The sequence below is a fragment of the Algibacter luteus genome, assembly GCF_900141715.1.
GTDB lineage: Bacteria > Bacteroidota > Bacteroidia > Flavobacteriales > Flavobacteriaceae > Arenitalea > Arenitalea lutea.
In genome coordinates, this window is record NZ_FQYK01000001.1 from 337,849 (window position 1) to 353,927 (window position 16,079).

Consider the following 16,079-nt stretch of genomic DNA (forward strand, 5'->3'; position numbering starts at 1 on the left):
TAAATCTAGTTGATTGTAACAACTAATGGGTTATTGATTTTTAGTGCAAAAGTTTCTAAATAATTTTCCCATGCTTCTTTGGTAGTAAATTCATCTGCTTTCTTCCAACCAAAGCCAGCATAATACAAAGCGCTTCCATTATTTACTTTTACTTGTGCATATAAATTGCTCCAATCTTTCACTGGAGTATCAAATAATTCACTTGAAAGCATGTTTTTATTTGGAACTACAATGGCTGTTCCAAGCTCGGAATCATCATGAGGTTGCCAATACGAAATCCAACCAGAAGCTTCATTCTGTGTTGGCATTCCATCTTTCTCGTGCAGTGTTAAACCCGTATAAATCGCATCAGTACCAGTAATTTCAATTTCGAATCTTGTTAAGTTACTTCCATAATCTAATGAGATGTGTTTCGTTTCGGTAATGGTTTGTCCGTTGGCATCCCAATCAGCATACTCTAATACAAAGCTGGTTCTTATTGGGCCAGTTGTAATTGTTTTCCAGTTTGTGAAGTTTTTAGAAATGTAATACGTCGTATCAATTTTTACGGCAATTCCGCCTACACCGCGACTCACACCGACGTGAAAATTATCAAGTCCTTCTCCACTGTCTTTATGGTAAGCACCTTTTTCATTTTCTGCTTTTTTGTACCAGCTATTAATTATTGGGTATTCCACTCTTTTTAACCAAGCATCAATACCACTAGAAAGTGTACCTCCTTTTACATTATCTTCAATCATTTTTTGTGCTGTAGGACCAAAAGTTCTAAAACCAACTTTATTATTTTCCCAAGCGTAATCATCTGTACGTTCTGGCACAAACCTAGAGTAACAATATTCAATAACTTCTGGTTTTGCAGATGCATCAGCCACTAAGAGCTCAAACTGCCTCTCTGAATTGGCATTTACTTCCGGCTGAAATAATAAAACATCAGCTTTTCCATCTTGGTCATTATCTACAAATTGAGATACTAAAACTTCATTTGTTTTTATATCCTTAATACTTAAACTTTCAAAAGTTTCACCTTCCTTAAGTTTAATGTCTCCCTTATTAATTTCTACAGTTTCAAAATTACGATCTATATCTAAATTGTTTTTTATTGTTATAATTAGACCCGTTTTTGGACTACAACTTACAATAAGACAAAACAAGAATAAAATAGCAAATAATGGACTTTTCATATTAATCTTCGTTTGAAGGATTACCTATGGTTGCTAATATTCCACCATCTACATAAAGGATATGACCATTTACAAAATCGCTAGCTTTCGATGACAAAAATATGGCTGCACCAGCTAAATCGTTTGGGTCTCCCCACTTTGCTGCAGGTGTTCTATTAATAATAAAATCATTAAAAGGGTGTCCGTCAACACGAATTGGTGCGGTTTGAGATGTGGCAAAATATCCTGGGCCAATACCATTAACTTGAATATTGTGTTTTGCCCATTCTGTGGCCATATTCTGGGTTAGCATTTTTAATCCGCCTTTGGCTGCAGCATAAGCACCTACGCTATTTCTACCCAATTCACTCATCATAGAACAGATATTAATTACTTTACCCGCTTTTCTAGCAATCATACCTTTTACAACATGTTTTGAAACTATAAAAGGACTTACTAAATCAATATCGATTACCTGTTTAAAATCGGCAACTTCCATTTCAATAAGCGGCGTTCTTTTAATTATACCAGCGTTGTTAATTAAAATATCTATTTGTCCTATTTCAGCTTCTATTTTTAAGATAGCAGAAATAACTTGTTCTTCATCAGCAACATTAAATTTGTAGCCAACGGCGTTAATGCCTTCACTTTTATATTCAGCTACAGCTTTATCGATTTTTTCTTGTGAAGAATTGCCGTTTACAATAATTGTAGCTCCAGCTAATCCCAGTCCTCTGGCCATTGCCATTCCTAAACCGTGTGTACTTCCTGTGACTAAGGCATTCTTGCCTTTTACATCAAATAATGACATACTCATAACTTATCTTAATTCGGTTATTTTAGCAACATCCATATCGCCATAATCTAAATTTTCACCTGCCATTCCCCATATAAACGAATAACTACTTGTTCCTGAACCTGAGTGAATTGACCATGGTGGTGAAATTACTGCTTGATTATTACCCATCCAGATATGACGTGTTTCCTGTGGCTGTCCCATAAAATGACATACAGCTTGATCCTCCGGAACTTCAAAATAAAAATAAACTTCCATGCGTCTGTCATGGACATGAGCTGGCATGGTATTCCAAGAGCTTCCTGATTTTAAAGTTGTCATTCCCATTTGTAATTGGCAAACATCAACAACACTGTTTACGATATACTTTCTTAAAGTACGGGCATTTGCCGTTTCAGCAGCGCCTAATTCAATAACCTCAACATCGTTTATTCCAATTTTTTTATTAGGATATGCTTTGTTTGCAGGTGTAGAATTAATATAAAATAATGCAGGATTTGAGGCAGACTTGCTAGAAAAAGTGACTTCTTTATTCCCTTGTCCTATATATAAAGCCTCTCTATGTTCTAAAACATATTCAACACCATCAACATTAACGGCACCAGCGGCTCCTATATTAATAATTCCTAATTCCCTTCTTTCTAAAAAATACTCAGCTTTTAAAGGGTCTATAGCTTCTAATTTTAATGCAGTTTTAGTTGGTACTGCACTGCCAGAGATAAATCTATCATAATGGGAATACACTAATACAATTTTGTCTTCCTGCATTAAATTATCAATTAAAAACTCCTCTCTTAATTGCTCAGTATCATAGCTTTTTACGCCTTGTGGACTTGATGCATATCTTGTTTCGTAATAGGTTTTCATTGTTTTTATGCTTTTATTATTATATCGTTTGTTTTAATCCAAATTCTAAGCCTCTTAATTCTGCTAAACCACGTAGTCTTCCAATACCCGAATATCCAGGGTTTGTTTTTTTATGCAAATCGTCTAGCATTTGGTGTCCATGATCTGGTCTTACTGGAATTGCAAAATCTGAATAAGCTTCTGCTTTACGTCTTTTTTCTTCAACTAACACTGCTTTTACAACACTATACATATCTACATCGCCTTCTAAGTGGTTTGCCTCGTAAAAATTACCATCGGCATCTCTTTTTGTACTTCTTAAATGCAAGAAATGTACGCGATCTGCAAAACGATTAAATATGTTGACTAAATCATTATCTGCTCTAACTCCTAACGAACCTGTACAAAAAGTAATACCATTAGCTCTGTCTGGAACATTATCAAATAAATACGCGTAATCGGCTTCTGTACTAACAACCCTTGGCAACCCGAGAATTGGATACGGTGGATCGTCTGGATGAATACACATCAAAACATTGTTTTTAGAAGCTATGGGTATAATTTCTTTTAAAAATGCCACTAAATTATCTCTTAGTGTTTGAGCGTCAATATCTTTATAAGTATCTAAAATAGTCTGAAATTGCTCTAAAGTGTAGCCTTCTTCTGCTCCTGGCAAACCAGCAATTATATTGTTCACTAATTGTATTTTAGCTTCCTCAGAAAGTTGTTCTAAATAAATTTTTGCGGCTTTTTGTTGTGCTTCGGTATAACTGCTTTCCGCTCCTGGTCTTTTTAATAAAAATAATTCGAAAGCAGCGAAAGCAATGACATCAAAACGCAATGCTTTTGAGCCATCTTCAACCTCAAAACCCAAGTCGGTTCTAGTCCAATCTAAAACAGGCATAAAATTATAGCAAACTATGTTAACACCGCATTTTGCTAAATTTTCTATACTTTGTTTATACCTTTCGATATAGGTTTCAAATTGTCCTGAACGCGTTTTTATATTCTCATGAACAGGAATACTCTCTACGACACTCCAGGTTAATCCAGCTTTTTCAATAATTGATTTTCGCTTTTGAATTTCATCTATAGTCCACACTTCTCCGTTAGGAATATGGTGTAAAGCAGAAACAACTCCTGTTGCGCCAGCTTGTTTAATATCTGATAAAGTTACAGGATCATTTGGCCCGTACCATCTCCATGTTTGTTCCATTTTATAAATTATCTTTTGTAAATGCTTCCATTATATCTATTACCAATACACCGTCTTCAACAGGACATGGATTACTTCGTTTTCCTAAGAAATAATTAACCGTTTCTTGGATCATTGGTTGTTGAATATTTACAGGGTTTTTAAAATTAAATTCTCTATTTGTATTCTTTGATTTAAGCTTGAGTTGCTCCTTATAAAACGACAACTCTATGGTACCTTCTTCGCCATAAATTGTGCAACAATCTTCCTCTAAATATTTTGGGATTGCGAACGACCACATACCTCTAAACTGCACACCACTTTTAAAATTTATTAATCCATTTACTGTATCATCAACCTTATTAATACCCGATTGATTTACCGCAATGCCTTTGGCTTGCGTGTAGTTTCCAAAAAAATGATACATTAAATCTAATTGGTGAGGTGCTATATCATGAAAATAACCACCTCCTGAGACTTCCTCATCTAACCTCCAAGTTGCTCTTGAATTAAAATCGAAAGGTTGTAGAAATCTTAAATCTACAAATTTAACCTCGCCAATGGTGTTAGCATCGAGTAATTCTTTAACCTTAATATACATTGGTAAAAACCTACGGTAATGTGCTACTACTAGTTTTTGATTACTATTATTTACAGCTGTTTTTAGTTGTAACGCTTCTTCTTTAGATAAAACCATTGGTTTTTCTAAATACACATCTTTACCTACTTTTAACGCTTTTAATGCATAATTTAAATGTGTGGATGGTGGTGTGGCAATATATACAGCATTAACATCTGGTTGTTCTAATAATTTATCTGCATCATCAAACCAATGTGGCACATTATGCCTATTCGCAAAGTCTTTTGCTAAATCTCCGTTTCTGCGCATTACTGCAAATAATTCTGATTGCTCGCATTTCTGAAATGCAGGGCCACTTTTAACCTCAGCTACATCTCCGCAACCAATTATTCCCCAAACTACAGAATTACTTCCCACGTTTTTGACTCTATTTAATTAAACACCACTGTAAGCACTAAAACCTCCATCAATAGGTATCACGACGCCTGTAATAAATGAAGCACCTTCACTACATAACCACAAGGTTGTACCCACTAAATGCTCGGGCTCACCAAATTTTCCCATTGGTGTTTGCTCTATAATTTGATTACCTCTTGGCGTCAAACTCCCATCGCTATTTGTTAATAATGCTCTATTCTGATCGGTTAAGAAAAAACCTGGAGCTAACGCATTTACACGAATGCCTACTTTTGAAAAATGAACTGCAAGCCACTGTGTGAAATTTGAAACTGCTGCTTTTGCACCACTATATGCAGGTATTTTTGTTAATGGCGTAAAAGCATTCATAGAGGATATATTTAGAATGCTGCATCCTTCCCTACCTACCATATCTTCAGCAAAAATTTGTGTAGGCAAAAGGGTTCCAATGAAATTTAAATTAAATACGAATTGTATCCCTGATGGATCCAAATCAAAAAACGTTTTAAAACCTTCCGTTTTATTAACTAAATCTTCTGCCTGTAAAAATGGATTACTTGTTGTACCTAATGGATGGTTTCCTCCGGCTCCATTTATTAAAATATCGCATAATCCAAAAGCACCATTCACTTCTTTTTTAGCCTGTTGTAAAGATTCCTTTTCGAGTACATTAGCAGCAACTCCAATTGCTTTTCCTCCTGCTGCATTTATTTCATCTGCAATAGCATCCGCTGCTTCTTTTCTTAAATCTAATACCGCTATATTGTTCCCTTCTTTAGCCAATGCTTTGGCTAATGTTCCACAAAGCACGCCTCCTGCCCCTGTTAAAACGATTGTTTTATTCATTTTTAATTATCTTATTTTTATCAATACTAATTATTAGGCATAACTTTTCGTGTACGCACACACAAATATATAAAAAAATAATTGTGTGCGCACACAAAATGAATATATTTTTATTAAATTGCCTAAAAATAGCTTTATTACAAATTATGTTTTCAATTCCAAAAGGACATAAATAGATGAATAGAATTATATGATTACAATTAAGGATATCGCAAAAGAAGCTAAAGTCTCTGAAGGAACGGTAGACAGAGTTATACACAACCGCGGGGGGGTTTCAAAAAAAACACAGGCTAGAATTGAAAAAATTCTTGAGTATCACAATTTTAGTGTGAATCCAGTCGCCAGTGCTCTTGCTATGAAGAATAAACATTTCATTGCCGCATTAATACCTGAACATAATGATTCCGATTTATTTTGGAAATCTCCATATTTAGGCATTTTAAAAGGTGCAGATGACGTTAAAAGCTTTGGAGTAAAGGTCAAAAATTTTACTTTTAATCAATATGATCCCAATTCGTATTTAAACACATTCCATGAATTGTTAAAAACAAAGCCAACTGCTGTTATCATGGTTCCCAATTTTTCAAAAGAGACAAAACTAATTGTTAGTAAATTAGAATCTCTTAACATTCCCTATTTATTTTTAAATATTGATATTGATGGCTTTAATAACGAAGCATTTGTTGGTCAAGACTCTTATATGGCTGGGTATATTGCAGGCAAGCTCATGCATTTAAGCATACCTAAACATTCTACTTTTTTAATTATTCAGGCAAGGCATAATATCACTAAAAACAATGCAGTATCTAATAGAATAAAAGGTTTTAATGATTTTTTCTTGAAAAATGACATACATTCTAAAACCCAAACACTAAAAATAGAGAATTTAAATAACTCTTTGGAGACCAGAGAAAAAATAAACCTATACTTAAAACAACACCCCGAAATTGAAGGTATCTTTGTACCATCGAGTAGAATTTATATTGTGGTGGATTGTATAAGCACAAATTATCTAAAAAATCTTAAATTGATTGGATTTGATAATACGCCTCAAAATATTGAATGTTTAAAAAACGATTCTGTGTCGTTCTTGATTTCTCAAAAACCATTTGAACAAGGTTATGAATCGGTTCGTTTATTAACTGACTATTTAAAAAACAAAAAAAGTTTATTAAATAACAAAATATATCTTCCTATCGATATTTTGACTAAAGAAAATGTAGATTATAATGAAAGAAACAAATTCGTTTTTGAAAATGTAAACTAGAATACATATAAATTAATATTAGCCACGATATTACTGATATGTTTTTTTTATCACGCCCAAATTATAATGACTCCCTTAATATGAGTTTTGTGGGCAAATAGGTTTGCATTGGTGCATCACTTGTAATAAACTCTGCAGCTTTGGCGCCAAATTCTTGAAAATCTACTGAGACCACAGAAATACCCTTATATGTAAATCTTTTTATAGGTGTTTCGTTATACGAAAGTACTCCTACATCTTTTCCTAACTCAAAATTAGCATCCAAACATTGGTCTAATAATTTATAGAGCATTCTATCGTTTACACTTATATAGGCAGTATTTTCATTAACTGTGAACAACTTCGAATTTTTAATGACATCAAATTCAAGGTTATTTGTTTTGCAGAATTTTTTAAAAAAAACGACACTTTCCCATGGATGATATGTGAATTCTGGATAGATAAATTTAACCGACTTATATTTTTTAAATAAAGGTAATGCCTCTTCTAAACAGTTGTAAAATCCTTGTCCAAAATCTTGTAAAATAAAATTACTTGTTTTTTTAGAATGCAAATCCCAATCTATTAATAACAACTGATTTTCATCAATTTTATTAATGGCTTTCTTAACTTCAGGATGATCAAAACCCATCACAATGTATTTATAATATTTACCATTCTGGGCATCTAGCATCGACTTAAAATTCTTTACACTAAAATGATGAAACTGCAAATCTACTATTACATTGCTCGGTAAGTTTTGCATAAATGAATGATACAACACTTCTTTATAAGCCTTAAACGTGCTTATTAATAAAAGTACCTTAATTTTATTATCTGTGATGTAGTAACCCTTGTTGGGAGTAGATTTAATAAACCCCTCATCTTTAAGAAGCTTATAAGCTTTGAATACGGTATCTCGAGATATTTTATAGTCTTTACTAAATTCATTTATAGAAGGAATACTATCACCAGGTTTAAAAACATTAGTCTCTATCGATTCTTTAAACGCATTAAATACTTTTTTATATTTAGGTATATCGTTGCTACCAATATTTTTTAATTTAATTATTTCTTGAACCATGCTTGTTGAAAGATTTTAGAAAGAATTAATTGTCAAATAAAGAACTGAATTGAATCAATTAAAATTACAACAACAGTACTTAAACAAATCTACTTTTCATATCTCAAGAAAACTCAATTTTTCACAAAAACTATCCTGTACTATCATGTGCTATGTATTGCAATGCCAAATACACGGATTGTTTACAACTTGAAAATCAACAAAATAAAAGTGAAGAACTATTGATTGACAAATATTTTGTCGGGATGACAGGATTTGAACCTGCGACCACACGGCCCCCAGCCGTGTACGCTAACCGGACTGCGCCACATCCCGCTTTTTTATAATCTTAAATTAGACACGTTTTCAAATATAAACTAACTTAAAAAACCAAAGCTATTCGCTTTGGTTTTTTAAATATTTATTTGTTTCAATCAATTATAAGTAGAGGTAGACACTTCAAAAGTAGAGTCTTTTGCAGCCAAATAGCGTTCTGCATCTAATGCTGCCATACAACCTGTTCCCGCTGCAGTTACCGCTTGTCTGTAAACATGATCTGCCGCATCGCCAGAAACAAATACGCCTTCAACATTGGTTTTTGAAGTTCCTGGCACATTGATAATATAACCAGTTTCGTCTAAATCTAAATAATCTTTAAATATATCTGTGTTTGGTTTGTGTCCAATCGCTACAAAGAATCCAGTTGCTGGAATCTCATGCTTTTCGCCAGTTTTATTATTAAAAACACGAACACCTGTAACCACTTGTCCATCACCTAAAACCTCATCGGTTTCAGTATTGTATAAAATTTCAATATTTTCAGTGTTTTTTACACGAGCAGCCATTATTTTCGAAGCTCTAAACTCATCTCTACGAACCAACATCGTTACCTTTTTACAAAGTTTAGAAAGGTAATGCGCTTCTTCGCAAGCCGAATCTCCTGCACCAACAATCACCACTTCTTGGTTTCGGTAGAAAAACCCATCACAGACTGCACATGCAGATACCCCACCACCAAGTTTTAAATATTTCTGTTCGGAATCTAAGCCTAAATATTTTGCCGATGCACCCGTTGAAATAATAATGGTGTCAGCATGAATTTCTTTAGTATCATTCACCCATACTTTATGTAAAGGCCCTGAAAAATCTACTTTGGTAATCCAACCATCTCTAACATCAGTTTCAAATCGTTGCGCTTGTGCCTGTAATTGCATCATCATTTCTGGTCCTGTAACCCCATCTGGGTATCCTGGAAAATTCTCAACCTCATTTGTGGTTGTTAATTGCCCACCTGGTTGTGACCCTTGATACAAAACAGGTTTCATATTAGCTCTAGCAGCATAAATTGCTGCGGTATAACCTGCGGGTCCAGAACCTATAATCAAGCACTTAACTTTTTCTATATTTTCAGCCATAATTTTTCATAAATTTTAATGTAACAAAAGTAGAATTTTTGATTGAATCCTTACACTTAAGTTATTAACACTTAACTATGATAGTATTTTCTAAATCTATTAATAAAAGAAATCATGTTGTTTTTTTTCGTAAATTGCTGTATATCAACTAAACTCTTTAAATTATGAAAAAGTATTTATTAATATTAGCCGTTTTACCATTAATTCTTTTTTCTTGTAAAGATAATTCAAAAGCAGAAATGGCGGAAAAAAGCACAATTAATTCGGAAAAAGACATTGAAACTTTAGAAGGCGCTTGGAAGTTAGTAAGTTATTTAAACTTTGGAGAAGATGGCAGTATAGATACCATCCCTTCTTCAGAAACTAATAAGCAAATAAAAATGTATTCTGCTACCAAAGTGATGTGGAGTAGATCTAGAATATCAGATTCAATTGATTGGTTTGCCTATGGTGACTATAAAGTTAAAAATGGCGTTTTAACTGAAATATTAGATTATGGTTCCAAATCGATGAATGAGGTAATAAAAGATAGAACAGAGTTTGTTTTTGATGTGAATATTAGTGAAAATGAATTCAGTCAAACTGAATTAGATAGTGCAGGTCATCCTATTTTAGGCGAATATTATATTAGGTTAGAGTAACGGCCTTTGCTGTTTTACAATTAGATTTGTTCTTATTAACGATTAGATATAATTGGATGGGTTTTAATTATTCCAATAAATTAAAAAGCATTGCGCATCAATTAAAATTTAATTAATTTAATGGAAGTTAAATAAGGCTATTTAACTGTATTTAAAATGGTTATAAAAATTAAAATTTTTTATTATCCTACCAATTGGTATGATAAAATTTTCCAGTAGCATCATCTGTACGCTGATAGGTGTGAGCTCCAAAATAATCACGTTGTGCCTGAATAATATTTGCCGACGACCTTGAATTTGCATAATTATTTAAAAAATTAACCGCATCGCTTAAACAAGGTATTGCCAATTCACTCAACATACATTTAGCCACTACTTTGTTTATTGACGGTTTCAATAATTTGACCTGATTAATAATAACCTGATGTTTCAAAATATTATCATCTTCTTTTAAGACAGGTATTAATTCCGCCATTAAATCAGATTTTATAATGCAGCCATTAGTCCAAATTCGCGCTATTTCACTAAGATTTAGTTGCCAATTGTATGCTTTTCCAGCCTCTGAAACTAATCTAATGCCCTGAAAATGATTTATAATTCTTGCAAATTGATATGCATTTAAAACATCCTTAATTTCAAGGTTAACGGGTAATGATGTTATCTCGAAATGTTTGCTAGCTTGAATTCTTTCATCTTTATAAAACGAAGTATACCTTGCAAATAATGCTGATGCTATTAAAGTACCTGGAACTCCCAATTGAGCAGTAGCTATTGTTGTCCAGTTGCCAGTACCTTTATTCCCTGCCTTATCAACTATTTTATGTATTAACCATTCGTTTCTATCTTTCTTTCTAAGTATATCAATAGTAATACTTAGTAAATAACTTTGGGCTTTTGGTTTCCATGATTCTAAAATATCAGCTATTTCATCTGGATTATTTCCCATAGTTTTTAGTATCGTAAAGACTTCAGCCAATAATTGCATTTCTACATATTCAATTCCATTATGAACCATTTTTACAAAATGTCCACTTCCTTCTTCTCCTATATAAGTGCAACATGGCAAGTTATTAACATCTTTAGCAGCAATACTTTCTAAATAAGGCTTTACTAAGTTATATGTGTTTTTGTCTCCTCCGGGCATTATGGACGGACCTTTTAAAGCCCCTTCTTCACCTCCAGAAACACCAACTCCAAAGAAATGAATACCCTTCGATTTTAGATAATCGTAACGTTCCTTTGTTTTTATATAGTTAGAGTTTCCACCATCAATTAACACATCTCCAGCAGACAAATAAGGCAGTAAATCTTCAATGACCATATCTGTAATCTTACCAGCATTAACCATGAGCATAATTTTTCTTGGGGTTTGTAATGAGTTTACAAACTTCTCAATGTTAGAGAACGCATGTGCGTTTTCAAGTTCTTTATGCTTATTTTTAAAATCTATGGCAACATGTTCCTCTTTCCCTTTAACTTCTCGATTAAATATTGAAATTCTAAAACCTTTTTGCGCTAAGTTTCTGCTTAAGCTTTTCCCCATAACACCTAGTCCAAAAAGACCAAATTCAGATTTCTCTTCCATTTGTTCAACTATATTTTTTACTATTTCTGAAGGTTTTAAACTTACATCAACTTGTATTGCATCCTTTGGCGGTTCTAAGGTATCAAACTGAGATTGCAATAAATCCGATGACATAAAATGATGCTCTCTTTCGTTAAGTCTTTTAAATATCAAATTGAAACCACCCGTTAGATGCACCCATTTCACATGATATTCAATATCTTTTTTCAAAATTTCACGATATGCTTGCTTTAAAGCCGAACAAACTATAACACAGCTGCTTTTTTGTAACTGTGCTTTTGCGACGTCATTAAGTTTTAGCAACCAACCTTGACGATCTTTATCATTTAACGGCAAGCCGCTTTTCATCTTATCAATATTTGATTGAGGATGAAAATCATCTCCATCAAAAAATGGAATTTTAAGGTTTTCAGATAATAATTTACCGATGGTACTTTTACCAGAACCTGAAACTCCCGTAATATAGATGACGCTATTCAATTTCTTATATTATTTTTAAATAATTGACTTTTTTTTAGAAATACCACCATATTAATCTTTGCTAGGGGCAATGCTTTCTCCCATGGTAGATTCTCTAAACCAAACTTCAGCATAACTGCCATGAGCGTACTGTTTAGCAATATCGCCATCAAATACCTCGGCCCCAGTATACCAAACTATATTTTCGTTTGGGTCTTTTCCATTTGTTTGATTGTAAGCGCCTTGTTTAAAGTATTGTAATTCGCCTGCATATGCGTTTTCTTGTTCTACCCCATCACGTCCAATTGTTGCGTATACTGTTTTGATTTGCTCTGGGAGATCTGATTTTTCAGAAAAATCTGATTGCAACAAGTTCTTCACAAATGTCTTTGTTTCATGTCCTTCGCTTTTAAAAGTAAGAAACATAATACCTTCATGCACGTTCACCTCATAACTAAATTCTTCACCCAAGGCTATACCATCACCAGGCTCTTCTGGATTGGTTGATGGACTCGTACCTACAACCGACATATTGTATCCCCAAACGGCGGTAGAATAATCCCACCTTTTAGAATTATCACCTTTGGTATTAATTTCATAATTCCAAAACACAGATCCTTTTTCGTGCCCTGGGAATTTTTTGTAGAAGATTTTGAGCGGTTCGTTTTCATGCCCCTCATCACTATGAATCTGCCCTACAACAACCGAATATGAAACTGAAACTCTGGCATCGCCTGAAGTTGACACATGCTGTACTTTCAACGTTCCTGTTAATCTTCCGCCAGTTTCTGGAATCCAATGTGCTTTTTGTCCCAATTCCGTTCTTGTATTACTCGAAGTTCTTGAGGTTATTCCAGAATTTGGTGTTTTGTATACAACCCAGTTTGTTTTTCCATCGTTTTCAACATAAAAAAAATCGTCATGCTCAACCTTATCTAAGTTTTTAAAACTTGTACCATCACCACATAGTAAACTACAATCTTTAATAACAGGAAGAACATCGCTCGGATAGATTTTCTCTGTAATTTCGGCTATATTAGATTCTTTCTTAACATTCTTGCAGCCAAACATTAAAACCGCTGCAATAATTAGTAAAATTGATAATTTGTTTACTTTTATACACTTCATTTTGTTATTTTTTCAATCTAAAATTTACATTTTGAAGTTAACAAATAAATGGAAACTAACGCTTCATTAAATTTATAATATTTCAAAAATAATTGTGTGGAAAGACTTTGAAGACATAAATTCTGTAGATACCTTTAAAGTCTTAATCGAACATGGATAAAGGCATAAAAAAATCCAGTCACTTTCGTAATTGGATTTTTTGGTCGGGGTGGCAGGATTCGAACCTGCGACCTCCGCGTCCCAAACGCGGCGCGATAACCGGGCTACGCTACACCCCGATTTTTGGTTATCTTGTAACGGGATGCAAATATAGTTTTTTTATTCATTTCATAATTAAAATTCTCTAAAAAATATTTCTTGCACAAAAGTGATAATTTAGCAATTGAAAATTTCAGATAACCTAAAGCATTTATTGTGACCAAAAACCTTTTTTTATTCTTATTTTTTTGCTCGAGTTTCTTTTGTTTCGGGCAAATTAAAGGCAAGGTTATAGCTAACAATTCCGGGATTCCTTTAGCAAATGTAGAAATTACTAATTTAGAGCTCAAGGACACTTACTTTACAAATAGCAATGGTCTTTTCCTATTAGAAAAACCGGGTTTTTATGCATTTAAAAAAGTTGGTTATAGCGAAAAAATTATTGAGCTTAACGAAAACATCGAATACATTATTCAACTAAGTATCAATCCATTTGAACTTAATGAAATTACAATAAGTACAAACCAGATTCCTAGAGTTTTAAAAAAAGCAACAGCATCGGTGAGTATGATTACATCAAATGATATTCAACTTGCAAACAATACAGATTTTGCCCCAATATTAAATCGAGCTCCTGGGGTGTTTATGCAAAGTGGCAGCCTCAATACAAATCGTATTACGATAAGAGGTATTGGTTCTAGAAACCTTTTCGGAACTTCCAAAATAAGAGCCTATTTTAAAGATATTCCGTTAACCAATGGCAGTGGCGAAACAACACTTGAAGATTTTGAACTCGCTACCATCTCTCAAATGGAAATCACAAAAGGATCTGCTTCTAGTATTTATGGAGCTGGTTTGGGAGGAGTTATTCGTTTAATACCGCAAAACGGGCATTTAAATGAAACATCTAGTAATACAGAATTTTCGATTGGCTCGTTTGGATTAGTTAAAGGGATATTAAATTTGGCATATGGCTCAAAAAAACATAGTATAAACGCTGTTTACAGTAATACTCATAGCGATGGATATCGTGAAAATAATGAATACAACAGACAGACTTTCACCATAAATTCCAATCATTTTTTAAATGCTAAAAACGAGTTTTCTATATTGATGAGTTATGTGGATTTAAAGGCATTTATACCAAGCTCAATTAACGAAGATACTTATTTAAACAGTCCAGAGTCTGCTGCTTTTACTTGGCAACAATCCAAAGGATATGAAGATTCAAAACGTGGTATTATTGGACTTTCTTGGAATCATAATTACAATGACAACTTAAAGCAAAATACCAGTATTTTCACATCATTTACAAACACGTACGAACCAAGACCTTTTAACATTTTAAAAGAAAACACATCTGCATATGGTATAAGAAGCAGATTATTGGGCACACTAAAGCTATATGGCAAAAAGTTAAAATGGACTTTTGGCGGAGAGTTTTTTAAAGACACCTATACATACGGAACCTTTGAAAATTTATATGAAGATTATCCTGAAGGCACAGGAAGTATTGAAGGTAACCGTTTATCAGATTTTCATGAGCGAAGAAATTATTATAATATTTTTGCGGAATCTGATATTGCACTTTCAGAAAAAACCACACTTTCCATCGGATTAAATTTAAATGAAACCGCCTATAAGTTAAAAGATGATTACCCGGTTTCAGATACCAATCCAGATCAATCGGGGCAGTATAAATACAAAAGTATTATGTCTCCCAAATTTGGGGTTTCTCATTTAATTTCGAATAACTTAAGTTTATTTTCTAATATAAGTCATGGGTTCTCACCACTTTCACTTCAAGAAACTCTACTTCCTGACGGACAAATAAACACCAATTTAAAACCAGAAACTGGATGGAATTACGAGTTAGGTACACGTGGCACTTTATTTAGTAATCGCTTACAATTTAACGCATCAATTTATCATTTAAACATTAAAAATCTCATTGTTTCAAGAAGAACAACACAAGACCAATTTATAGGAATAAATGCAGGTAGTACTCAACATAATGGCTTAGAAGCAGCCATTAATTATAATTGGCTATCAAATAATAACGTGACATTAAGTTCGTTTTTCAATTACACCTTAAATCAATTCAAATTTAAAAACTTTGTTGACGATTCTAATAATTTTTCGGGCAATAAACTAACAGGTGTCCCTTCTGAAGTTATCAACCTTGGATTTAATTTTATAAGTAGCATAGGTTTTTATGGAAATATAAATTACCAACATGTAGGTAGCATGCCAATAAACGACAGTAATAGCTTGTTTTCAGAAAGTTACAATTTAACTCATTGTAAAATTGGTTATAAATTATTTCTTAATAAAAAGCTAAAATTAAACGCATTCTTTGGCTTAAACAATATATTTGATGTAAACTATGCTTCTCAAATTTTAATAAATGCCACTGGCTTTGGAGGAAGCGCTCCCAGATATTATTATCCAGGGAATCCTATAAATTATTATACTGGAATTAATATAAACTACATTTTTTAATG

At 33.1% G+C, this 16,079-nt stretch carries 13 protein-coding genes and 2 tRNA genes; 3 read left to right on the top strand and 12 right to left on the bottom strand.

The features are described from left to right. Positions 1–5: 5 nt before the first annotated feature. From BUA46_RS01225 to BUA46_RS01250, 6 genes are read right to left on the bottom strand one after another with little or no spacing between them, the layout of a single operon-like run. Positions 6–1,181: a BT3233 family polysaccharide utilization protein gene (locus BUA46_RS01225; protein ID WP_019388486.1), complete on the bottom strand. Its 1,176-nt coding sequence runs from the start codon at positions 1,179–1,181 to the stop codon at positions 6–8. A 1-nt stretch (position 1,182) separates the two neighbouring features. Further along, the gene (locus BUA46_RS01230) at positions 1,183–1,977 is read right to left on the bottom strand and encodes a gluconate 5-dehydrogenase (RefSeq protein WP_026010128.1); all 795 of its coding nucleotides are present in this window, start codon (positions 1,975–1,977) and stop codon (positions 1,183–1,185) included. Between the two features lie 3 nt (positions 1,978–1,980). Continuing rightward, a complete protein-coding gene (gene kduI / locus BUA46_RS01235) occupies positions 1,981–2,823 on the bottom strand; it encodes a 5-dehydro-4-deoxy-D-glucuronate isomerase (RefSeq protein WP_019388484.1) in 843 nt (280 codons plus the stop codon). Positions 2,824–2,842: 19 nt separating this feature from the next. Next, complete coding sequence (gene uxuA / locus BUA46_RS01240; RefSeq protein WP_019388483.1) at positions 2,843–4,018, bottom strand: mannonate dehydratase; 1,176 nt, start codon at positions 4,016–4,018, stop codon at positions 2,843–2,845. A 1-nt stretch (position 4,019) separates the two neighbouring features. After that, the gene (locus BUA46_RS01245) at positions 4,020–4,994 is read right to left on the bottom strand and encodes a Gfo/Idh/MocA family protein (protein WP_019388482.1); all 975 of its coding nucleotides are present in this window, start codon (positions 4,992–4,994) and stop codon (positions 4,020–4,022) included. Positions 4,995–5,012: 18 nt separating this feature from the next. Beyond that, positions 5,013–5,840 (bottom strand): SDR family oxidoreductase, encoded by an 828-nt coding sequence (locus BUA46_RS01250; protein WP_019388481.1) that lies wholly within the window; start codon positions 5,838–5,840, stop codon positions 5,013–5,015. A 190-nt stretch (positions 5,841–6,030) separates the two neighbouring features. On the opposite strand from BUA46_RS01250, the gene BUA46_RS01255 reads away from it, so the two are divergent. Continuing rightward, on the top strand, positions 6,031–7,107 hold the full coding sequence (locus BUA46_RS01255) for a substrate-binding domain-containing protein (RefSeq protein ID WP_019388480.1): 1,077 nt from the start codon (positions 6,031–6,033) through the stop codon (positions 7,105–7,107). A gap of 61 nt (positions 7,108–7,168) precedes the next feature. Here the strand turns inward: BUA46_RS01255 and BUA46_RS01260 are convergent, their stop codons facing one another. The 3 genes from BUA46_RS01260 to trxB all read right to left on the bottom strand — a co-directional run bounded on the left by BUA46_RS01260 (position 7,169) and on the right by trxB (position 9,564). Beyond that, entirely contained in the window at positions 7,169–8,170 is a 1,002-nt protein-coding gene (locus BUA46_RS01260; protein ID WP_019388479.1) for a GntR family transcriptional regulator, read from the bottom strand. Between the two features lie 240 nt (positions 8,171–8,410). Next, a tRNA-Pro gene (locus BUA46_RS01265) sits at positions 8,411–8,485 on the bottom strand. A 98-nt stretch (positions 8,486–8,583) separates the two neighbouring features. Beyond that, positions 8,584–9,564: a thioredoxin-disulfide reductase gene (trxB, locus tag BUA46_RS01270; protein ID WP_019388478.1), complete on the bottom strand. Its 981-nt coding sequence runs from the start codon at positions 9,562–9,564 to the stop codon at positions 8,584–8,586. Between the two features lie 164 nt (positions 9,565–9,728). Here trxB and BUA46_RS01275 point away from each other — a divergent pair, with 164 nt between their 5' ends. Further along, on the top strand, positions 9,729–10,205 hold the full coding sequence (locus BUA46_RS01275; protein WP_019388477.1) for a hypothetical protein: 477 nt from the start codon (positions 9,729–9,731) through the stop codon (positions 10,203–10,205). Between the two features lie 187 nt (positions 10,206–10,392). Here the strand turns inward: BUA46_RS01275 and gndA are convergent, their stop codons facing one another. The 3 genes from gndA to BUA46_RS01290 all read right to left on the bottom strand — a co-directional run bounded on the left by gndA (position 10,393) and on the right by BUA46_RS01290 (position 13,655). Further along, a complete protein-coding gene (gene gndA, locus BUA46_RS01280) occupies positions 10,393–12,270 on the bottom strand; it encodes an NADP-dependent phosphogluconate dehydrogenase (RefSeq protein ID WP_019388476.1) in 1,878 nt (625 codons plus the stop codon). A gap of 51 nt (positions 12,271–12,321) precedes the next feature. Continuing rightward, positions 12,322–13,377 (bottom strand): polysaccharide lyase family 7 protein, encoded by a 1,056-nt coding sequence (locus tag BUA46_RS01285; protein WP_019388475.1) that lies wholly within the window; start codon positions 13,375–13,377, stop codon positions 12,322–12,324. A gap of 200 nt (positions 13,378–13,577) precedes the next feature. Next, positions 13,578–13,655: transfer RNA gene (locus BUA46_RS01290), tRNA-Pro, on the bottom strand. A gap of 136 nt (positions 13,656–13,791) precedes the next feature. Between BUA46_RS01290 and BUA46_RS01295 the strand changes: the two genes are divergently transcribed. Further along, positions 13,792–16,077: a TonB-dependent receptor family protein gene (locus tag BUA46_RS01295; protein WP_019386378.1), complete on the top strand. Its 2,286-nt coding sequence runs from the start codon at positions 13,792–13,794 to the stop codon at positions 16,075–16,077. The last annotated feature ends 2 nt before the right edge of the window (positions 16,078–16,079 follow it).

Excerpts from the sequence above, each read along its gene's own strand:
- BUA46_RS01230 (WP_026010128.1), bottom strand. The coding sequence starts at position 1,977 with ATGAGTATGTCATTATTTGATGTAAAAGGCAAGAATGCCTTAGTCACA.
- BUA46_RS01275 (WP_019388477.1), top strand. The coding sequence starts at position 9,729 with ATGAAAAAGTATTTATTAATATTAGCCGTTTTACCATTAATTCTTTTT.
- BUA46_RS01260 (WP_019388479.1), bottom strand. The coding sequence starts at position 8,170 with ATGGTTCAAGAAATAATTAAATTAAAAAATATTGGTAGCAACGATATA.
- uxuA (WP_019388483.1), bottom strand. The coding sequence starts at position 4,018 with ATGGAACAAACATGGAGATGGTACGGGCCAAATGATCCTGTAACTTTA.
- trxB (WP_019388478.1), bottom strand. The coding sequence starts at position 9,564 with ATGGCTGAAAATATAGAAAAAGTTAAGTGCTTGATTATAGGTTCTGGA.
- BUA46_RS01285 (WP_019388475.1), bottom strand. The coding sequence starts at position 13,377 with ATGAAGTGTATAAAAGTAAACAAATTATCAATTTTACTAATTATTGCA.
- BUA46_RS01250 (WP_019388481.1), bottom strand. The coding sequence starts at position 5,840 with ATGAATAAAACAATCGTTTTAACAGGGGCAGGAGGCGTGCTTTGTGGA.
- kduI (WP_019388484.1), bottom strand. The coding sequence starts at position 2,823 with ATGAAAACCTATTACGAAACAAGATATGCATCAAGTCCACAAGGCGTA.
- BUA46_RS01255 (WP_019388480.1), top strand. The coding sequence starts at position 6,031 with ATGATTACAATTAAGGATATCGCAAAAGAAGCTAAAGTCTCTGAAGGA.
- BUA46_RS01225 (WP_019388486.1), bottom strand. The coding sequence starts at position 1,181 with ATGAAAAGTCCATTATTTGCTATTTTATTCTTGTTTTGTCTTATTGTA.